Origin of the sequence: Streptomyces sp. NBC_01116 (assembly GCF_041435495.1) — a bacterium.
Taxonomy (GTDB): Bacteria; Actinomycetota; Actinomycetes; order Streptomycetales; family Streptomycetaceae; genus Streptomyces.
Genome location: NZ_CP108644.1, coordinates 489,124 through 507,520 on the forward strand (window position 1 = coordinate 489,124; position 18,397 = coordinate 507,520).

Annotated in this window: 8 protein-coding genes; 5 read left to right on the top strand and 3 right to left on the bottom strand. The window is 73.3% G+C overall.

The annotated features are described in order from the left end of the window. Positions 1 to 227 precede the first annotated feature (227 nt). Genes OG245_RS02000 through meaB form a run of 3 tightly spaced genes read left to right on the top strand, consistent with a single transcriptional unit; the run spans position 228 to position 5,365 of the window. Positions 228 to 2,090, top strand: a complete 1,863-nt coding sequence (locus tag OG245_RS02000; RefSeq protein WP_371621804.1) for a methylmalonyl-CoA mutase family protein — start codon at positions 228 to 230, stop codon at positions 2,088 to 2,090. Next, positions 2,090 to 4,315 carry a methylmalonyl-CoA mutase gene (gene scpA / locus OG245_RS02005; RefSeq protein ID WP_371621805.1) on the top strand — a complete coding sequence of 742 codons (2,226 nt, stop codon included), beginning with the start codon at positions 2,090 to 2,092 and terminating at the stop codon, positions 4,313 to 4,315. The genes OG245_RS02000 and scpA overlap by 1 nt, the downstream gene beginning before the upstream one ends. 12 nt (positions 4,316 to 4,327) lie before the next feature. Further along, positions 4,328 to 5,365 carry a methylmalonyl Co-A mutase-associated GTPase MeaB gene (gene meaB / locus OG245_RS02010; protein ID WP_371621806.1) on the top strand — a complete coding sequence of 346 codons (1,038 nt, stop codon included), beginning with the start codon at positions 4,328 to 4,330 and terminating at the stop codon, positions 5,363 to 5,365. A gap of 117 nt (positions 5,366 to 5,482) precedes the next feature. Here the strand turns inward: meaB and OG245_RS02015 are convergent, their stop codons facing one another. Both OG245_RS02015 and OG245_RS02020 read right to left on the bottom strand, forming a co-directional pair. Beyond that, a complete protein-coding gene (locus OG245_RS02015; protein WP_371621807.1) occupies positions 5,483 to 7,222 on the bottom strand; it encodes an immunity 49 family protein in 1,740 nt (579 codons plus the stop codon). 390 nt (positions 7,223 to 7,612) lie between these two features. After that, positions 7,613 to 8,398, bottom strand: a complete 786-nt coding sequence (locus OG245_RS02020; RefSeq protein WP_371621808.1) for an ABC transporter ATP-binding protein — start codon at positions 8,396 to 8,398, stop codon at positions 7,613 to 7,615. A 149-nt stretch (positions 8,399 to 8,547) separates the two neighbouring features. Between OG245_RS02020 and OG245_RS02025 the strand changes: the two genes are divergently transcribed. Further along, complete coding sequence (locus OG245_RS02025) at positions 8,548 to 9,555, top strand: ABC transporter substrate-binding protein (protein ID WP_371621809.1); 1,008 nt, start codon at positions 8,548 to 8,550, stop codon at positions 9,553 to 9,555. Here OG245_RS02025 and OG245_RS02030 read toward each other — a convergent pair. Beyond that, positions 9,521 to 10,846, bottom strand: coding sequence for a M20 family metallopeptidase (locus OG245_RS02030; protein ID WP_371621810.1), 1,326 nt, complete (start codon positions 10,844 to 10,846; stop codon positions 9,521 to 9,523). The genes OG245_RS02025 and OG245_RS02030 overlap by 35 nt on opposite strands. A 137-nt stretch (positions 10,847 to 10,983) precedes the next feature. Between OG245_RS02030 and OG245_RS02035 the strand changes: the two genes are divergently transcribed. Next, the gene (locus OG245_RS02035) at positions 10,984 to 18,396 is read left to right on the top strand and encodes an amino acid adenylation domain-containing protein (protein WP_371621811.1); all 7,413 of its coding nucleotides are present in this window, start codon (positions 10,984 to 10,986) and stop codon (positions 18,394 to 18,396) included. The last annotated feature ends 1 nt before the right edge of the window (position 18,397 follow it).

The window sequence follows — 18,397 nt, forward strand, 5'->3', positions numbered from 1 at the left end:
GGGTGGATACGGCATTCCAGGGATGACATAAAGAAATCAGGAAACTTCGCACATAATATGCATCTCTGTCCCGATTCATCCCGATGTCGGGAGCCGTCGTGTTGCCGCCGTCGGCCCGCCCTGTCGGTTACGCGACCGTATGTAAAGGATCAAGTACATCTCCGCGAGGGCAAGGTCACAGCCTGTGCCCCTGCTGCTGGTTCGGCGCACTGGCCTAGCATCTGAGCATGACGGTCCAGCCTGCTGACGGGCTCTCTCCGGCCGCCGCGTTCCCCGACCCCTCCCATGACCAGTGGCAGACGCTCGTCGAAGGCGTACTGCGCAAGTCGGGCAAGGAAGTCTCGGGATCGGCCGCCGAGGAAGCGCTGTCCACGACACTGGAGGACGGGCTCACCACCCGCCCCCTCTACACCGCACAAGACGAGTCGCCGGACACCGGTTTTCCCGGCTTCGCCCCCTTCACCCGGGGCAGCAGGGCCGAAGGGAACGCGGCCGGCGGCTGGGACGTGCGCCAACGCCACACCCTGACCGACCCTGCCCGGCTCAACGAGGCGGTGCTCGGCGATCTGGAGAACGGGACCACCTCCCTCTGGCTCACCGTGGGCGGCCCCGTGGGCGTCCCCGTCGACGGGCTCGCCCGGGCGCTGGAAGGCGTCTACCTCGACCTCGCGCCCATCGCGCTCGACGCCCCGGCCGACCTGGACGCCGCCGCGACGGAGCTGCTGCGGCTGTACGGGGAACGCGGCGTCGCCAAGGACGAGGCGCGCGGCACACTGGGCGCCGACCCGCTCGGCCACGAGGCCCGGACGGGCGTCGAGGCGGACCTCGCCCCCACCGTGCGCTGGGCGCGGGTGTGCGAGGCGGAGTACCCGCGGCTGCGGGCCGTCGCCGTGGACGCGCTGCCCTACCACGAGGCGGGCGGTTCGGCCGCCGAGGAGCTGGGGCTCTCGCTGGCCGCCGGCGTCGCGTACCTGCGGGCCCTGACCGGTGCCGGGATGAGCGTGGAAGCGGCCTGCGGGCAGCTGGAGTTCCGCTACGCGGCCACCGCCGACCAGTTCCTGACCATCGCCAAGCTGCGCGCGGCACGGCGGCTGTGGGCGCGGGTCGCCGAGGCCTCCGGAGGGCCCGCCGCCGGGGCCCAGCGGCAGCACGCCGTCAGCTCGCCGGTGATGATGACGCGCCGCGACCCGTGGGTGAACATGCTGCGCACCACGCTGGCCACGCTCGGCGCGGGGGTGGGCGGCGCGGACTCCGTGACCGTACTGCCGTTCGATCACGCGCTGGGCCTGCCCGACGCGTTCGCGCGTCGGATCGCCCGTAACACCTCGACGATCCTCATGGAGGAGTCGCATCTGGCGCGGGTCATCGACCCGGCGGGCGGCTCCTGGTACGTGGAGCGGCTGACCGACGAACTCGCCTCGGCCGCCTGGGCGTTCTTCCAGGAGACCGAGCGGGCCGGCGGGCTGCCCGCCGCCCTGCGCTCCGGGATGGTCGCGGAGCGGCTCGCCGCCACCTGGGCCGCGCGCAGTGCGAAGCTGGCCCGTCGCAAGGAGCCGATCACCGGGGTGAGCGAGTTCCCGCAGCCGGGCGAGCGCCCGGTGGAGCGCGAGCCCGCGCCCGACGCGTACGCCGGGGCCCCGGGCGGTCTGCCCCGGGTCCGGCGCGACGAGGCGTTCGAGGCGCTGCGCGCCCGCTCCGACGCGCACCTCGCGGCGACCGGGAGCCGCCCGAAGGTGTTCGTCGCCGCGCTCGGTCCGGCCGCCGCGCACACGGCGCGGGTCTCCTTCGCCGTCAACCTCTTCGGGGCGGGCGGGATCGAGGCGGTCCACGATCCGGTGTCGGTGGAGGCGGACACCGCCGCCGACGCGCTGACCGCCGCCGGGGCGACGGTCGCCGTGCTGTGCTCGTCGGACGCGCTGTACGCCGAGCGGGCGGAGCAGGTGGCCGCCGCGCTGAAGTCGGCGGGAGCGGAGCGGGTGTTCCTGGCCGGCCGGCCGGGCGAGTACGCCGGGGTCGACGCCTACATCTTCGCGGGCTGCGACGCGGTCGCCGTTCTCACCTCCGTACTCGACCGCATGGGAGTGGCGTGATGACGACATCGCCCACGGATCGCCGACCCTCCGTTCCGGACTTCTCCGACGTGCCGCTCACGTCCTCCGCGCCGCCCGCCGGTTCCGCCGGTGAGTGGCAGGCTGCCGTGACCAAGGCGGCCGAGGGTGCCGAGGCCCCGCTCTGGGAGACGCCCGAGGGCATCACGGTCAAGCCGCTCTACACCGGTGAGGACCTGGAGGGCCTGGACGCGCTGCACTCGTATCCGGGCATCGCCCCGTATCTGCGCGGGCCCTACCCGACGATGTACGTCAACCAGCCCTGGACGATCCGTCAGTACGCCGGTTTCTCCACGGCCGAGGAGTCCAACGCCTTCTACCGGCGCAACCTCGCGGCCGGGCAGAAGGGCCTGTCGGTCGCCTTCGACCTGCCGACCCACCGGGGGTACGACAGCGACCACCCCCGGGTGACCGGTGACGTGGGCATGGCCGGCGTGGCGATCGACTCGATCTACGACATGCGCCAGTTGTTCGACGGCATTCCGCTGGACCGGATGTCGGTGTCGATGACGATGAACGGCGCGGTCCTTCCGGTGCTGGCGCTGTACATCGTGGCGGCCGAGGAACAGGGCGTGCCGCCCGAGAAGTTGGCCGGGACCATTCAGAACGACATTCTGAAGGAGTTCATGGTCCGCAACACCTACATCTATCCGCCGTCGCCCTCGATGCGGATCATCTCCGACATCTTCGCGTTCACCTCGCAGCGGATGCCGCGCTACAACTCCATCTCGATCTCCGGCTATCACATCCAGGAGGCCGGAGCTACGGCCGACCTGGAGCTGGCGTACACGCTGGCCGACGGGGTGGAGTATCTGCGCGCCGGTCGTGAGGCCGGGCTGGACGTCGACGCGTTCGCGCCGCGGCTCTCGTTCTTCTGGGCGATCGGCATGAACTTCTTCATGGAGGTCGCGAAGCTGCGGGCGGCCCGGCTCCTGTGGGCGCGCCTGGTGAAGCAGTTCGACCCGAAGAACCCCAAGTCCCTCTCCCTGCGCACCCATTCGCAGACGTCCGGCTGGTCGCTGACCGCGCAGGACGTGTTCAACAATGTGACGCGCACCTGCGTGGAGGCGATGGCCGCGACCCAGGGGCACACCCAGTCGCTGCACACCAACGCGCTGGACGAGGCGTTGGCGCTGCCCACCGACTTCTCCGCCCGCATCGCCCGTAACACGCAGCTCCTGCTCCAGCAGGAGTCCGGCACCTGCCGGGTCATCGACCCGTGGGGCGGCAGCGCGTACGTGGAGAAGCTGACGCGGGACCTGGCGGACCGGGCCTGGCAGCACATCGAGGAGGTCGAGGCGGCCGGCGGGATGGCGAAGGCCATCGACGCGGGCATCCCGAAGCTCCGGGTGGAGGAGGCCGCCGCGCGCACGCAGGCGCGGATCGACTCCGGGCGGCAGCCGGTGATCGGGGTGAACAAGTACCGGGTGGAGACCGACGAGAAGATCGACGTCCTCAAGGTCGACAACTCCTCGGTGCGCACCCAGCAGATCGAGAAGCTGCGCCGGCTGCGCGAGGAGCGGGACGAGGTGGCGTGCCAGGAGGCGCTGCGCGCGCTGACGGCCGCCGCCGAGCGCGACCCGGGACCGGGTCTGGAGGGCAACCTGCTGGCGCTGGCGGTCGACGCGGCGCGCGCGATGGCGACGGTCGGGGAGATCTCGGACGCGCTGGAGAAGGTGTACGGGCGGCACGCCGGGCAGATCCGTACGATCTCCGGTGTGTACCGCAAAGAGGCAGGAGAGTCCCCTTCGGTGGACCGCACCCGCGCGCTGGTCGAGGCCTTCGAGGAGGCCGAGGGCCGTCGTCCGCGCATCCTGGTCGCCAAGATGGGGCAGGACGGCCACGACCGGGGCCAGAAGGTGATCGCCACGGCCTTCGCCGACCTGGGCTTCGACGTGGACGTCGGCCCGCTGTTCCAGACGCCCGGCGAGGTGGCGCGGCAGGCCGTCGAGGCCGATGTGCACATCGTGGGCGTCTCCTCGCTGGCGGCGGGGCACCTGACCCTGGTGCCCGCGCTGCGTGAGGAGCTGGCCGCCGAGGGGCGCGAGGACATCATGATCGTGGTGGGCGGGGTGATTCCGCCGCAGGACATCGAGGCGCTGCACGAGGCGGGCGCCGCCTCGGTCTTCCCGCCGGGGACGGTGATCCCTGACGCGGCCCATGACCTGGTGACGCGGCTCGGCGCCGCGCTCGGCCACGAGCTGTGAGCCGCTGACCGGATGGCTGCGAAGATCGACATCGACGGTTATGTGCGGGGAGTTCTCGACGGCAGGCGGGCGTTCGTGGCGCGCGCGATCACGCTCGTCGAGTCGACCCGAGCCGAACACCGGGTACTGGCTCAGGAGTTGCTGAGCCGGCTGCTGCCGCACGCGGGGGCTGCCCGGCGGATCGGGATCAGCGGGGTGCCGGGCGTGGGCAAGTCCACGTTCATCGACGCGCTCGGCACGATGCTCACGGGGCTCGGGCACCGCGTGGCGGTACTGGCGGTCGATCCGTCCTCCAGCCGTACGGGCGGCTCCATCCTGGGCGACAAGACGCGGATGGAACGTCTGGCGGTGGACCCGGCCGCCTTCGTCCGCCCCTCCCCCACGGCGGGCACGCTGGGCGGGGTGGCCAAGGCGACCCGGGAGTCCATCGTGGTGATGGAGGCGGCGGGGTACGACGTGGTGCTGGTGGAGACGGTGGGCGTCGGGCAGTCGGAGACGGCGGTGGCGAACATGGTCGACACGTTCCTGCTGCTGACGCTGGCCCGTACCGGCGACCAGTTGCAGGGCATCAAGAAGGGCGTCCTGGAGCTGGCGGACGCCATCGCGGTGAACAAGGCCGACGGACCGCACGAACGTGACGCCCGCTCGGCCGCGCGCGAACTGGCGGGCGCGCTAAGGCTGATGCATCCGGCGGACGCGGCCTGGACGCCACCGGTGCTCACGTGCAGCGCGCGCGAGTCGCTCGGCCTCGACACCCTGTGGGAGCGGCTGGAGCAGCACCGGACGCTCCTGGAGTCGACCGGGCGGCTGGCGGCCAAGCGCCGCGACCAGCAGGTGGACTGGACGTGGACGATGGTCCGCGACGCGTTGCTGGACGGCCTGCACAGCCACCCGGGGGTGCGGAAGCTCGCGCCTGAGCTGGAACAGCGGGTACGGGATGGCACGTTGACGGCGACGCTGGCCGCCGAGGAGATCCTCGGAGTGTTCCGCGGTGGCCCGTCCGATGCGGACGGACCACGTCGTGGGGGCGGCGCCGGAGGGACCGGCTGAGCGCGTCGGCGTCGCCTGCCGAGCCGGATGCCGATCGAGGGGCCCTGGAGTTCACCACGGGCCCCTCGGTGTTTCCGGATGTCGGCGCGCCTCCGCGGGCGGCGCGCGGTGGGCTTCTCAGAAGGGTTCGGCGGCCTGGAGGAGTTCCCGGGGCAGGTACGGGGACTCGACGCGGATGTCCCAGCCTCGCCGGCGGGCGTGGCAGGCGAGTGCGAGTGCGTCGAGGGAGACGGCCGCGGCCGGGTCGTCGGCCCGGTCGGCGACCTGGTAGTGGGCGCGATGGGCTTCGAGCGCGTCGGCCAGCGCCAGGTTGAAGCTCTCCGCGTCGCCTTCCACGAGCTGCGACAGCAGGACGGCCGGTGGCATCGCGAAGCCCCAGTCCTTGGCCTTCTCGGCCTGCCGCAGCGCCCGTTCGGCCGCGGCTTCGGGGTCCGTGCCCTTCAGGTAGGCGTGCAGTGCCTCGCGGTAGGCGCTGAACGCGGAGCCGTCCGGGCAGGCGAACGCCGGGCCGGTGAGGACGAGAGGGGCGAGGTCCTCGCGCGCGCCGGTGATGAGGGCGAACACGGTGGCCTTGTGCCAGGGGCCGGGCCCGGTCCTCTCGTCGCGCCGGGCCCGGTAGCGCAGGGACCGGCCGTCGATGGTGACCTCGACGTCGGAGCCCGGCTCCGCCAGCGCGACGCGGAACAGCGCCGCTCCCATCTGCGAGGCCAGACGAACGCTCCTGAGCTGGGCGTCCGTGCATCCGTCGGACGCCGCCGACCGCCACGTGAACAGGCGCTCCTGATCGCCCATGGAGCTGCCGAGCCGCCACACGGCGGGGGCCTCCCCGTCGACAGGGGTGAACGCCGCGCGGACGCGCTCCTCGTACCGGTCCTCGATCCCGGGGTCCACCGTCCGGGCCGGGGCCGGCCGCTCCACCGTCAGCGGGCCCTTCGCGAGCGCGGCCACCGCGTCCGGCCGCCGGTCCCGTCCGAACCCGGCGACCCGCGGGCCCCGGTTCTCGAAGCCGGTGACCAGCGCGTGCGGGAGGTAGTCGGTCCGGACGGCGGGCGACCAGCCCAGGGTCCGGTACGCGAGCGCGGCGAGGGCCAGGGGGACCAGCGGGAGGAGGCTTCCGGGGGAGGCGGAAGGCCCGCTGTGCAGCGCGGCGTGCCGGGCCAGGAGGTCGGCCAGCGCGGCGTCGAAGGACTCCCGGTCCCCGGCGGCCAGCGCACGCAGTGCGTGCAGCGCCGCACTGCCCGGCCGGTCGAGGAGGGGCTCGCCGGTCTCCTCGGCGCGGACCCGGATGCGGTCCAGGGCGGCGTCCGCGGCGGCGAGCCTGGCCTGCGCGCTCGGCGGGTACTCCTCCTCGTCGCCGGTGTCGTCCAGGACGACGGCCATCAGCCCCGTGGCGAGCTCACCGACGGGTGTTCCTCGCGTCTGCGCGAGGAACTTGTCCCGGGCGAAGCGGAATGCCTCTCCGTGCCACGCGGCTCGGTCCCGCAGGACCGCCAGACAGAGAGCGTCGATCCACTCCCCCGCTGTGACGCTCTCCTCGGGGGCGTCGGCACCCGGGTCGTAGCTCATGCCGAAGTTCACGTAGTCCAGGGAGATCTGGAATGCGCAGTGGGGGTGGTAGGCCGCGTAGGCGACGGCGCCGGCCGCGGCCTCGGAGGCGTCCTTGAGAGCGGCCGCGGCCTCCGCGGTGTCCAGGTCCGGTGTGTCGACGGAGAGAGCGCCCAGGTAGTCCAGGAACTCGTCGGCGATCGACTGCCACTCGTAGGTGGCCATCCGGACGCCCTTCGACATGGACCGCACCTGGCCCCCGATGCGGTTGACGAAGTCCTCGCGGGCCGCCGACACGACGGCCCCGGACACCTGATGACGCTCTATTCGCACGGCCACTGCCTCTGCCCCGTTCCTTGATCGAACCTGGGTCACAGGCTAAGGGCTTGCAGAGAATCAACTTGCTGTCGAACACCGTGCATGAGCTGCGGTGTCAAGAGCGCGAGTGCGCAACTTATTGTTCTGCAAGCCCTAAGGGCTGTCCCGCAATTCCCGGCGGGCGCGCGACGACAGCTACGGCACCTCGCCGCGTTGTCGGAACGTCCCCATACATCCAGTATGCGGACGTCCCTCCGCCTTGCGATGCACCGCATCTGACGCCGCGCGCCGATCCACCGGGAATTGCGGGACAGCCCTTAGGCGCCGCCTCTGACAGTCCGGCGGTCGTCGATCCAGGAGCGGGGGGGTGCCGCCTCGTCGGGATCAGGCGACCGGTACGCGCACGGTCGGTACGACGACGGGCGCGCCGTCGGAGGTCGCGGTGAGGATCTCCGCCTCGATGCCGTAGAGCTCCTGGACCAGTGCGGTGTCCACGGTCTCGCGGGGCGGCCCCGCGGCGACGATCCGCCCGTCGCGCATGGCCACCAGCGTGTCGGCGTACCGTGCGGCGGCGGCGAGGTCGTGGAGCACCATGACGATGGTGCGGCCCTGCGCGGCGACTTCGCGGACCAGGTCCAGCACCTCCACGGCGTGGCCGATGTCGAGGGCGCTGGTGGGTTCGTCGAGCAGGACGACGGGAGTCTCCTGGGCGAGGGACATGGCGAGCCAGCAGCGCTGGCGCTGGCCTCCGGAGAGCTGGTCGAGCCGGCGTCCGGCCAGGGCGGCGGTGCCGGTGGCCTCCAGGGCGCGGGTGACGGCGCTCTCGTCCTCCTCCGACCACTGGCGGAACAGCCCCTGGTGCGGGTGGCGTCCGTACCGCACGAGTCCGGCGACGGTGACCGCCTCGGGTGCCTGCGGGGCCTGGGGCAGCAGAGCGATGCGGTGGGCGGCGTCGCGCTGGCGCAGCTGCCAGACGTCGGCGTCGCCGACGAACACCCGTCCGGAGCGGGGCTGGTGGAGGCGGGCCATGGAGCGCAGGAGGGTCGATTTGCCGCACCCGTTGGGTCCGACGATCGCCACGACCTGTCCGGAGGGGACCGTCAGGTCGACCTGATCCACGGCGGTGTGCCCGGCGTATCCAGCGGTGAGCTGTTCGACACGGATTTCCACGGGGACCGGCCTTTCCGAAGGACAGGGGCATCACTTTGCCCGCTGCCGCTAAAGTAAGGCTAACCTTAGCTCGCTCACGAGCCGACGGCCGCATCCGCGTGACCGTGCGGCCGTCACCGCTTCATGTCCCGTTGAACCCGGAGCCCTTGATGACCCTGCACCTCCGCCCCGCCCGTACCGCCGCCCGAAGAGCGGCGCAAGCCGTCGCCGCGCTCGGGGCCGCCACCCTGCTGCTGACGGCCTGCGGTTCGGACTCCGCATCGGGCAAGTCCTCCGGGGACGAGGGCGGGAAGGCGGACTCCGCCTCCTCCGCGACCCGTACGGTCAAGGACGCCACCGGCAAGGCCGTGGAGATCCCGGCGCAGCCGAAGCGCATCGTCACCCTGACCCAGGAAGACCTGGACGCGGTACTGGCGTTGGACCTCAAGCCGGTCGGCATCACCAACGGGCAGGGGCTGGACGAGCCGCCGGCCTACCTCGCCGACAAGGTCGAGGGCATCGACGTCGTGGGCAACCTGCTCCAGCCGGTCATGGACAAGGTCGTCGCCGCCAAGCCCGACCTGATCCTCGCCGGTGACATGCAGGACGAGCAGGTGTTGAAGCAGCTGCGGGAGATCACCCCGGCCACGCTGGTGACGATGGCGCCGACCGACGACTGGAAGCTGTTCTTCCGCGGCGTCGGCAACGCCGTCAACAAGCTGGACGACGCGAACAAGTTCATCACCGGCCACGAGGCCGCCGCCAAGGCCGCCGGTGAGAAGCTGGGCGCGAACAAGGGCGCCGAGGTCTCCATCGTCCGCTGGAACCCGGACGGGCCGAGCTGGATGGAGAACAAGCAGTTCGCCAGTGGCGTCGCCCTGGAGATGGGGCTGAAGCGGCCCGCGTCCCAGAACAAGGACGGCAACGCGCACACGCCGTCGCTGAGCCTGGAGAAGATCAACGAGATCGACGGCGACTGGCTGTTCCTGTCGACGCTGACCTCGGACGGCGAGAAGGCGCTCAAGGACGTCCAGTCCAAGCCCGCCTACAAGGAGTTGGGCGCCGTCAAGAACGACCACGCGGTGACCGTCGACGGCTCGGTGTGGTCCACCCGCGGTGGCCCGCTCGCGGCGGACGCCGTCCTCAAGGACTACGTCGAGGCGCTCTCGGCGAAGTGACCTCCGGGTGACCTCCACGCGATGGGGCCCGGTCCGGCGACCGCCGGTCCGGGCCCCACGGCGTCGGACGCCCCGTCAGGCCCCGTCGGACGGACGGACGGCCGGCCGCGGAGCGCCGCGAAGCCGCGAAGTCGGCGGCCGTCCACGCCATGCCCACCGCCCCGTCGAGCAGGGCCTGTTCGGCCGCCGGGGAGATCGCGGCATCGGCGAACGCCGCCTCGTGCGGACCGCAGGCACCGCCGCTGATGTCGAGCACCGGGTGGATGGACGGCACCACGTGCGAGACGTTGCCCATGTCGGTGCAGGCGAACGGCGGTCGCTCGACCGGTTCGGCGCGGCCCAACTCGCGGGCGTTGGCGGTCCAGAGCCGGATCAGCTCCGGGTCTCCCCGGAAGTCCAGGTAGTCGGGTTCGGGCCGTTCCAGGGTCACCTCGCAGCCGGTGGCGAGCGCCCCGGCACGGAAGCAGTCCTCGACCCGCTGCCGCAGCTCCCGCAGGTCCTCGGCGGCCAGCGCCCGTATCTCGTACGTGGCGGTGGCCCGGTCGGGTATCGCGTTGGGCGCGGTTCCGGCGGCGGTGGTGATGCCGTGCACCCGCCACTGGGGCGGCAGTTGCTGACGCAGGAGGCCGAGGGCGACCTGGGCGACGGTCAGGGCGTCGGCGGCGTTGCGGCCCTCGTGCGGGTTGAGGCTGGGGTGCGCGGCGCGGCCGGTGTAGACGACGTCGAGGGTGCCGAGCGCGAAGGAGCGGAAGTCGGCCATCTCGAAGGGGCAGGGGTGCACCATCATCGCGGCGTCGACCCCGTCGAACGCTCCGGCCTCCAGCAGCAGGGCCTTGCCCGCGCCCCGTTCCTCGGCGGGTGTGCCGACGACCCGGACGGTCAGGCCGAGTTCGTCCGCGTACGGAGCGAGTCCGAGGGCCGCGCCGACTCCGGCGGCGGCGATGAGGTTGTGCCCGCAGGCGTGGCCGAGGCCCGGCAGGGCGTCGTACTCGCAGGCGATGGCCACGGTGACGGGGCCGGAGCCGATCGTGGCGCGGAACGCCGTGTCCAGGCCGTGGGCGGGCGCGGTGACCTCGAAGCCGTGTGCGGCGAGGAGTTCATGACAGAGGGCGGCGGCCTTGTGCTCCTCGAACGCGGTCTCGGGCTCGGCGTGCAGACGCCGGCTCAGGTCGAGCAGGGCCGGGGCGCCGGCGCCGATCGTCTCCCGCACGGCGGCCCTGAGGGCACGGATCCGCTCATCGGCCGTCCTGTCGGCCCGCGTCTCGGGGCGTGGGGCTGCGGGAACGGTCATGGGCTCTCCTTGCGTTCCGGACCGCCCCGGGGCGGTCGCCTGCGCTGTCGGAAATAGGTTAACTTAGCCTTACCTAAGTGTGCGCCGAGAGCCCGTCGGCCCGGTGTCCGTTGTCCTTCAGGGGAGTCGTCACACACATGCATGAGCGTCCGAACCGCCCGACCAGCTCTTCGGCAGCGCACTCCGGCGGCGCGCCTTCCCCCGGACTCCCCCTCCTGACGGCCCAGTCGGGCATCTACTACGCGCACCGGATGGCCCCTCTCGGCACCGAGCTGAACACGGCCGACTGCGTGGAGATCGACGGGCCGCTGGACGCGGACCTGTTCGTGGAGGCCGTGAGACGGACGGTGGGCGAGGCGGAGACCCTCGCCCTGCGCGTGTCCGAGGCCGGCGGCGTACCGGAGCAGCGGATCGTACGCGCCGCCGAACCCCTGGTGCACCGGCTGGAGTTGGCGGAGGACCGGGCCGAGGCGTGGATGCGGGAGGACCTGGCCCGGCCGGTGGACCTCGCCGCCGACGGCGCCCTGATGACACAGGCGCTGATCCGGGTCGGCGAAGGGCGCCACCGGTGGTACCAGCGCGTGCACCACATAGCCGTCGACGCCTACGCCCTGTCCCTCATCGGGCAGCGCGTCGCCGAGCTCTACCGGGCGCTGGTCGCCGAAGAGCCGCCGCCCCGGTGCCGGTTCGCCCCGCTGGGCGAGCTGACCGGGCAGGAGGCGGCGTACCTGGACGGCGATGAGTACACGGCGGACCGGGCGTTCTGGGCCGCGCGCATGGCGGGCTCCTCCGTCACCGCTCCCCACCGCTCCCCCGCGCCCTCGGACACACCGGCCGGCGCCCTGCTCCATCGGACCACCGATCTCCCCGCCGAGGCCCTGGAGCGGCTGTCCGGGGCGGCGCGTGCGGCGAAGGCGACCTGGGCCGAGCTGGTGGTGGCCGCGACCGCCGGGCATCTGCACCGGCTCACCGGCGCCGAGGACGTCGTGCTGGGCCTGCCGTTGACCAACCGGCGGGGGCCGGCGGCGCTGCGGACCCCGGCCATGACGGTGAACGTGCTGCCGCTGCGGATCTCCGTCCGTCCCGGCGACACCGGGGCCGAACTGCTGCGCCGGGTGGTGCTGGAGATCCGCGAGGTCCGCCGTCATCAGCGCTATCCGCAGGCCGACCTGCGCCGCGACCTGGTCCTGGAGTCGGCCGACGCCCCGCTGACCGGTCCGATGGTCAACGTCAAGCCGTTCGACGGCGTCCTGGACTTCGCCGGAGCCACGGGCACCGTGCGCAACCTCGCGGCCGGACCGGTGGAAGGCCTCGCCGTCGGCGCCGCACCCGGCCCGGGCGGAGGTCTGCGGCTCACCCTCGACGCCAACCCCGCAGCGTACGGGCCGGAGGGCCTCGCCGCCCACGAGGACAGCTGGCTGCGCTATCTGGACGGCCTGACCGAGCTGCTGCTGACCGACCCCGACCGCCCGATCGGCACCCTGGACCTGCTCAGCGGCGACCAGGTGCGCGAGGCCGTGACCTACGGTCGCTCCGAGCCCGCCGCCCCGCTCACCCTTCCCCGGTCGTTCACCGCGCAGGCGGCCCGGACACCGGACGCCGTCGCCGTCCGCTCCACCGTGGCGGGCACGTTCCGAGGCGCGACAGCCGGTACGGACACCCGTGCGGGCGCGGACGCGGCCGCCGCCGAGCCCGGGGCCCGGCTCACCTTCGCCGAGCTGGACGCCGCCTCCGACCGACTGGCCCGCCTGCTGGCCGGTCTCGGCGCTCCCGCCGCGGGCGCAGGGAGCCGCGGCACGGTGGCGCTGGCGCTGCCCCGGACCGCCGACCTGGTCGTCGCGCTGCTGGCCGTGCTCAAGGCGGGCCGGGTCTGCCAGCCGCTGGACCTCGGCCACCCCGCCGCCCGGACCCTGGCCGTCCTGGAGGACGCGCGGCCGCTGTGCGTGATCGGCACGGCCGCGACGCTCGCCGCGCTGCCCGACCACGGGCTGCCGACCGTCGCGCTCGACGCTCCCGCCACGGCCGACGCCCTCGCCGCCTGCCCCGACGGGCCGCTGCCCACCGGGCCCTCGCTCGCGGACCCCGCCTACCTGATCCACACCTCCGGTTCCACGGGCCGCCCCAAGGGCGTCCTCGTCGGCCACGCCTCGCTCGCCAACCTCTGCGCCGGGCACGGCACGGACCACATCGCCCCGGCCCTCGCCCGGACCGGCCGGGAGCGCCTCCGGGTCGCGCACAGCGCCTCGTTCGCCTTCGACGCGTCCTGGGACCCGGTGCTGTGGATGGTCCACGGGCACGAGCTGCACCTGCTGGACGACACCGCCTACCGGGATCCGGCGGCGCTCACCGCGTACGTCGGCACGCATCTGATCGACTATCTCGACGTCACTCCCTCCTACGCCGAGGCGCTCATCGCCGAAGGCCTGCTGGACGAGGGCCGCCACCACCCGGCCCATCTGGTGGTCGGCGGGGAGACCGTCCCCCCGCCGCTGTGGGAGCGGCTGACCGAGGCCGGGGACGTGCACCCGGTGAACCTCTACGGGCCGACCGAGACGACGGTCGACGCCTACTACTGGGTGCCCGGGACCTCGGCCGCCCGGCCGGACGGCCGTCCCGTGCGCGGCTCACGCGTCTACGTCCTGGACTCCTCCCTGCGTCCGGTACCGGCCGGTGCGACGGGCGAGCTGTACGTCGCGGGGGCCTGTCTGGCCCTCGGCTATCCGGGCCGCCCCGACCTGACGGCCGAGCGGTTCGTCGCGGACCCGTTCGGCGCGCCGAACGGCGCTCCCGGGGGCCGGATGTACCGCACCGGGGACCTGGTGCGCCGCCGCGAGGACCACACCCTGGAGTTCCTGGGGCGCGGCGACGACCAGGTGAAGATCCGCGGCTTCCGGATCGAACTCGGTGAGATCCAGGCCCGGCTGGCCGCGCACCCGCGGGTGGCGGCGGCCGCGGTCATCGCCCGCGACACCGGCCACGGCAAGCGGCTGCTGGCCTACGCGGTCCCGGTGAAGGAGCGGAACGCCCCGCCTGCGCGGCCCGAGGGCGACGCCCCTGCCGCCGACAGCGCGCCGCCGACCCCCGCCGAGCTGCGCGACCACCTGGCCGGGGGCCTGCCCGAGCACATGGTCCCCGCGACCGTGACGCTCCTGGACGCGCTGCCCCGTACCGCGAACGACAAGCTCGACCACCGCGCGCTGCCCGATCCCGAACCGCTCCCGTCCGCAGCGGGCGGCTCGGACAGCGCGGTCGGCGCCGGCGGGCCGCACGCCGAGATCGTGCGCGGGCTCTTCGCCGACGTGCTCGGTATCGCCGAACCCCCGGCCGCCGACGCGGGCTTCCTCGAACTCGGCGGGCATTCGCTGCTCGCCGCCCGGCTGGCCGCCCGCGTGCGGGAGCACTTCGGCGTGCCGATGGGCATCGCCGACGTCTTCCGCCACACCACTCCCGCCGCCCTGGCGGCGCTGGTCCGCACGCGCGGCGGCGCGGCCACCGCGTCCGTCCCGCTCTCCCCCGTGCCGCGCACCGGTCCCCTCCCCCTGTCCCCGGCCCAGCAGCGGCTGTGGTTCCTCCACCGCCTCGAAGGCCCCAGCCCCACCTACAACATCCCGCTCGTCCTGAACGTCAACGGCCCGCTCGACCGCGACGCGCTCCAGCTCGCCCTGCACGACCTGGCAGAGCGTCACGAGACGCTACGAACGGTATATCCGCCCACGGACAACGCCACCGACTTCACCGACGACGGCATGGGCGCCGGCGCCCCGGACGACACCCCCCACCAGCGGATCCTCGCCCCCGACGACCCGGCCGCCCGCCCGGTGCTGCACCTGGCGGAGCCGGGCAGCGATCTCACGGAGGCCGTGCGCCACTGCTTCGACCTCGCAGGCGAACCCCCGCTGCGCACGGTCCTGTTCACCGGGGCCCCGGACCACCACACCGTGCTCCTCCTGCTGCACCACATAGCGGGTGACGGGGCCTCCACCACTCCCCTGGCCCGGGACCTGGCCACCGCCTACACCGCCCGCGCCGCGGGCCTCACCCCGGACTTCACTCCGCTGAGCGGCCAGTACGTGGACCACGCGGCCCGGCTCCGGCGGCTCCTGGGCACCCCCGCCGATCCGACCCCGCTCGCCGAGGCCCAGCTCGCGCACTGGCGGGACGCGCTCGCCGGGCTGCCGGACCAGCTGGAGCTGCCCACCGACCGGCCCCGGCCGCCCGTGGCCACCTCGGCGGGCGACACCGTGCCCTTCGCGCTGGACGCCACCGCGCACGAGGCGCTGCGCCGGCTCGCACGGGCGCACGGGGCGACCGTGTTCATGACCGTGCAGGCCGGGCTCGCGGCCCTGCTGACCCGGCACGGCTGCGGCACCGACATTCCTCTCGGCACCCCCGTCGCGGGCCGCGACGACGACGCCACGGCCGGGCTCGTCGGCTTCTTCACCAACACCGTGGTCCTGCGCACCGACACCTCCGGCGACCCCGCCTTCGGCGACCTGCTGGACCGGGTGCGGGCAACCACGCTCGCCGCGTACGAGCACGACGCACTGCCCTTCGACCACCTCGTCGAGGCCCTGAACCCGCCGCGCTCGCTGGCCCGGCACCCGCTGTTCCAGACCATGCTGGCCTGGCAGTCGCTCGCGGACGGACCCGTCCCGCTCGGCCCGGACACCACCGCGCGGCTGACCGCCGTGCCGTCCGGCACCGCGAAGTTCGACCTGACCCTGAACGCGGGCGAACTGCCCGGAGGCGGGATCGGGGGGTTCCTGGAGTTCCGTACCGACCTCTTCGACCGGTCGACCGCCCAGTCCCTCGCGGACCGGCTGTCCCGGCTGCTCACCGCGGCGGCCGAGCGGCCCGGCACCCCGATCGGCCTGCTGCCCGTCCTCGGCGAGGACGAGGTCCACCGTGCCGTGGTCGGGGCCAACGGCGTCAACCACGACCGGCCGGTGCCGCTCACACTCGCCGAGGTCTACGAGGTGGCGGCGCGACGGCACCCCGACCGGGTGGCGGTCAGCTGCGGGGGCGCGTCGCTGACGTACGCCGAACTGTCCTCCCGGGCCCGGTCGCTGGCCCGGCTGCTGGCGGCCCGGGGGATCGGCCCCGGCTCGATCGTGGCGCTCGCGCTGCCGCGCTCCACGGACCTGGTGGCCGGGCTGCTCGCGGTGTCCCTGGCGGGGGCCGCGTATCTGCCGATGGACCCCGACTACCCGGCGGACCGACTCGCGTACATGCTGGACGACGCCCGTCCGGCGGCGCTGATCACCGACGCCGGGACGGCCGGGCGGCTGCCCGCGCACGATCTGCCGCTGATCACCGTGGACGGGGCGGCGGGCTTCCCGGACGGGCCCCTCGGCCAGGCGGAGCGCACCCGGCCGCTGAGCCCGGGTGACCCGGCGTACGTGATCTACACCTCGGGGTCCACCGGCCGCCCGAAGGGGGTCGTGGTCACCCAGCACAACGTGACGCGGCTGCTGACGGCGACCGAGCACTGGTTCTCGTTCGGGCCGGACGACGTGTGGACGCTGTTCCACTCCTACGCTTTCGACTTCTCGGTGTGGGAGCTGTGGGGCGCGCTGCTGTACGGCGGGCGGGTCGTCGTCGTCCCGTACGCGACCAGCCGTGACCCGCACGCGTTCCTGCGGCTGCTGGCGGACGAGGGGGTGACCGTCCTCAACCAGACGCCGTCCGCCTTCTACCAGCTGGCCGCCGCCGACCGGGAGGCCCCGGGACACGAACTGGCTCTGCGTTACGTGGTGTTCGGCGGTGAGGCGCTGGAGCTGGGGCGGCTGGCGGACTGGTACACCCGCCACCAGGAGAACGCGCCGACGCTGGTCAACATGTACGGCATCACCGAGACGACCGTCCATGTCTCGTATCTGGCGCTGGACCGGGCGACGGCCGCCTCCGCGGTCTCCAGCACCATCGGCGTGAACATTCCCGACCTGCGCGTCTATGTGCTGGACGACCGGCTGCAGCCGGTGCCGCCCGGCGTGACCGGCGAGATGTACGTCGCCGGCGAGGGGGTGGCGCTCGGCTATCTGGGCCGCCCGGACCTGACGGCGGGGCGCTTCGTCGCCGACCCGTTCGCGCCTCTCTTCGGGGAGAGCGGCAGGCGGATGTACCGCTCGGGCGACCTCGCCCGGCGGCGCCCGGACGGCACGCTGGAGTACTTCGGCCGGGGCGACCAGCAGGTGAAGATCCGCGGGTTCCGCATCGAACCCGGCGAGATCGAAGCGGTGTTGGCCGCGCACCCGGAGGTCGCGGATGTGGCGGTCGTGGTCCGCGAGGACGCACCCGGCGACAGACGTCTGGTCGGATACGTCGTCCCCGCACCCGGCACGGACCCGGTCCCGGCAGCCCTGCGCGAGCACGCCGCCGCCACGCTTCCGGTGCACATGGTGCCCTCGGCGGTGGTGGTTCTGGAGCGACTGCCGCTGACCGGCAACGGCAAGCTGGACCGCACGGCGCTGCCCGCTCCGGGCGCCCCGGTGAACGCCGGTGGGCGCGCGCCGCGCACGGTCCGCGAGGAACAGCTCTGCGCGGTCTTCGCGGAGGTGCTGGGGCTGCCGTCCGCCGGGGTGGAGGACAACTTCTTCGACCTGGGCGGCCATTCGCTGCTCGCGGTGCGCCTCGCCGGGCGGATCAGGTCGGCGTTCGGCATCGAGGTGTCGATCGGCACGGTGTTCCAGGCTCCGACGCCCGCAGCGCTGGACGTGGCGCTGGACGTCTCGCGCGAGGAGGACCCGCTCGATGTGCTGCTGCCGCTGCGGCCCGCCCGCCCCGGCGACCGCGCCCCGGTCCACTGCGTGCACCCGGCGGGCGGTCTGAGCTGGTGCTACGCCGGTCTGATCCGCCATCTGCCGTCCGACGTGCCGATCTACGGTCTCCAGGCGCAGGGCGTCGGCGGGGCGACGGCGGACGATCCGCTGCCGACCACGCTGGAGGAGCTGGCCGCGCACTACGCCTCCCGCGTCCGGGAGGTCCAGCCGGAGGGCCCCTACCGGCTGCTCGGCTGGTCGACCGGCGGAATCATCGCGCACGCGATCGCGGCGGTCCTGCAGGAGGCGGGCCAGGAGGTCGAGTTGCTGGCGATCCTGGACGCGTATCCCGCCGAGGGCTTCCGCGGCCTGCCGGTGCCCGACCGGGCCGAGGCTCTCGAATCGCTGCTCACCATGGGCGGTTACGGCCCCGAGAGCCTCGGGGGCCAGGAGCTGAACACGGCGAACGTGGTGGAGGTGCTGCGCCGCGAGGGCTCCCCGCTGGCGGCGCTCTCCGCCGCGAGGATCGAGGCGCTCGGCGAGGTGTACCTCAACACCAACGACCTCGTACGGGCCTACGACCACCGGGTGTTCCGGGGCGATGTGCTGTTCTTCCGGGCCACGGTGGACACCATCGACGACACCCTGACGCCGGAGACCTGGACCCCGTACGTGAGCGGGCGCGTCGACAACACGAACGTCGCCTGCTCGCACAAGGACATGACCCTGCCCGAGCCGATCGCGCACATCGCACGCGTGGTCGCCGACCGACTGACCGAGCTGGAGAAGTGAC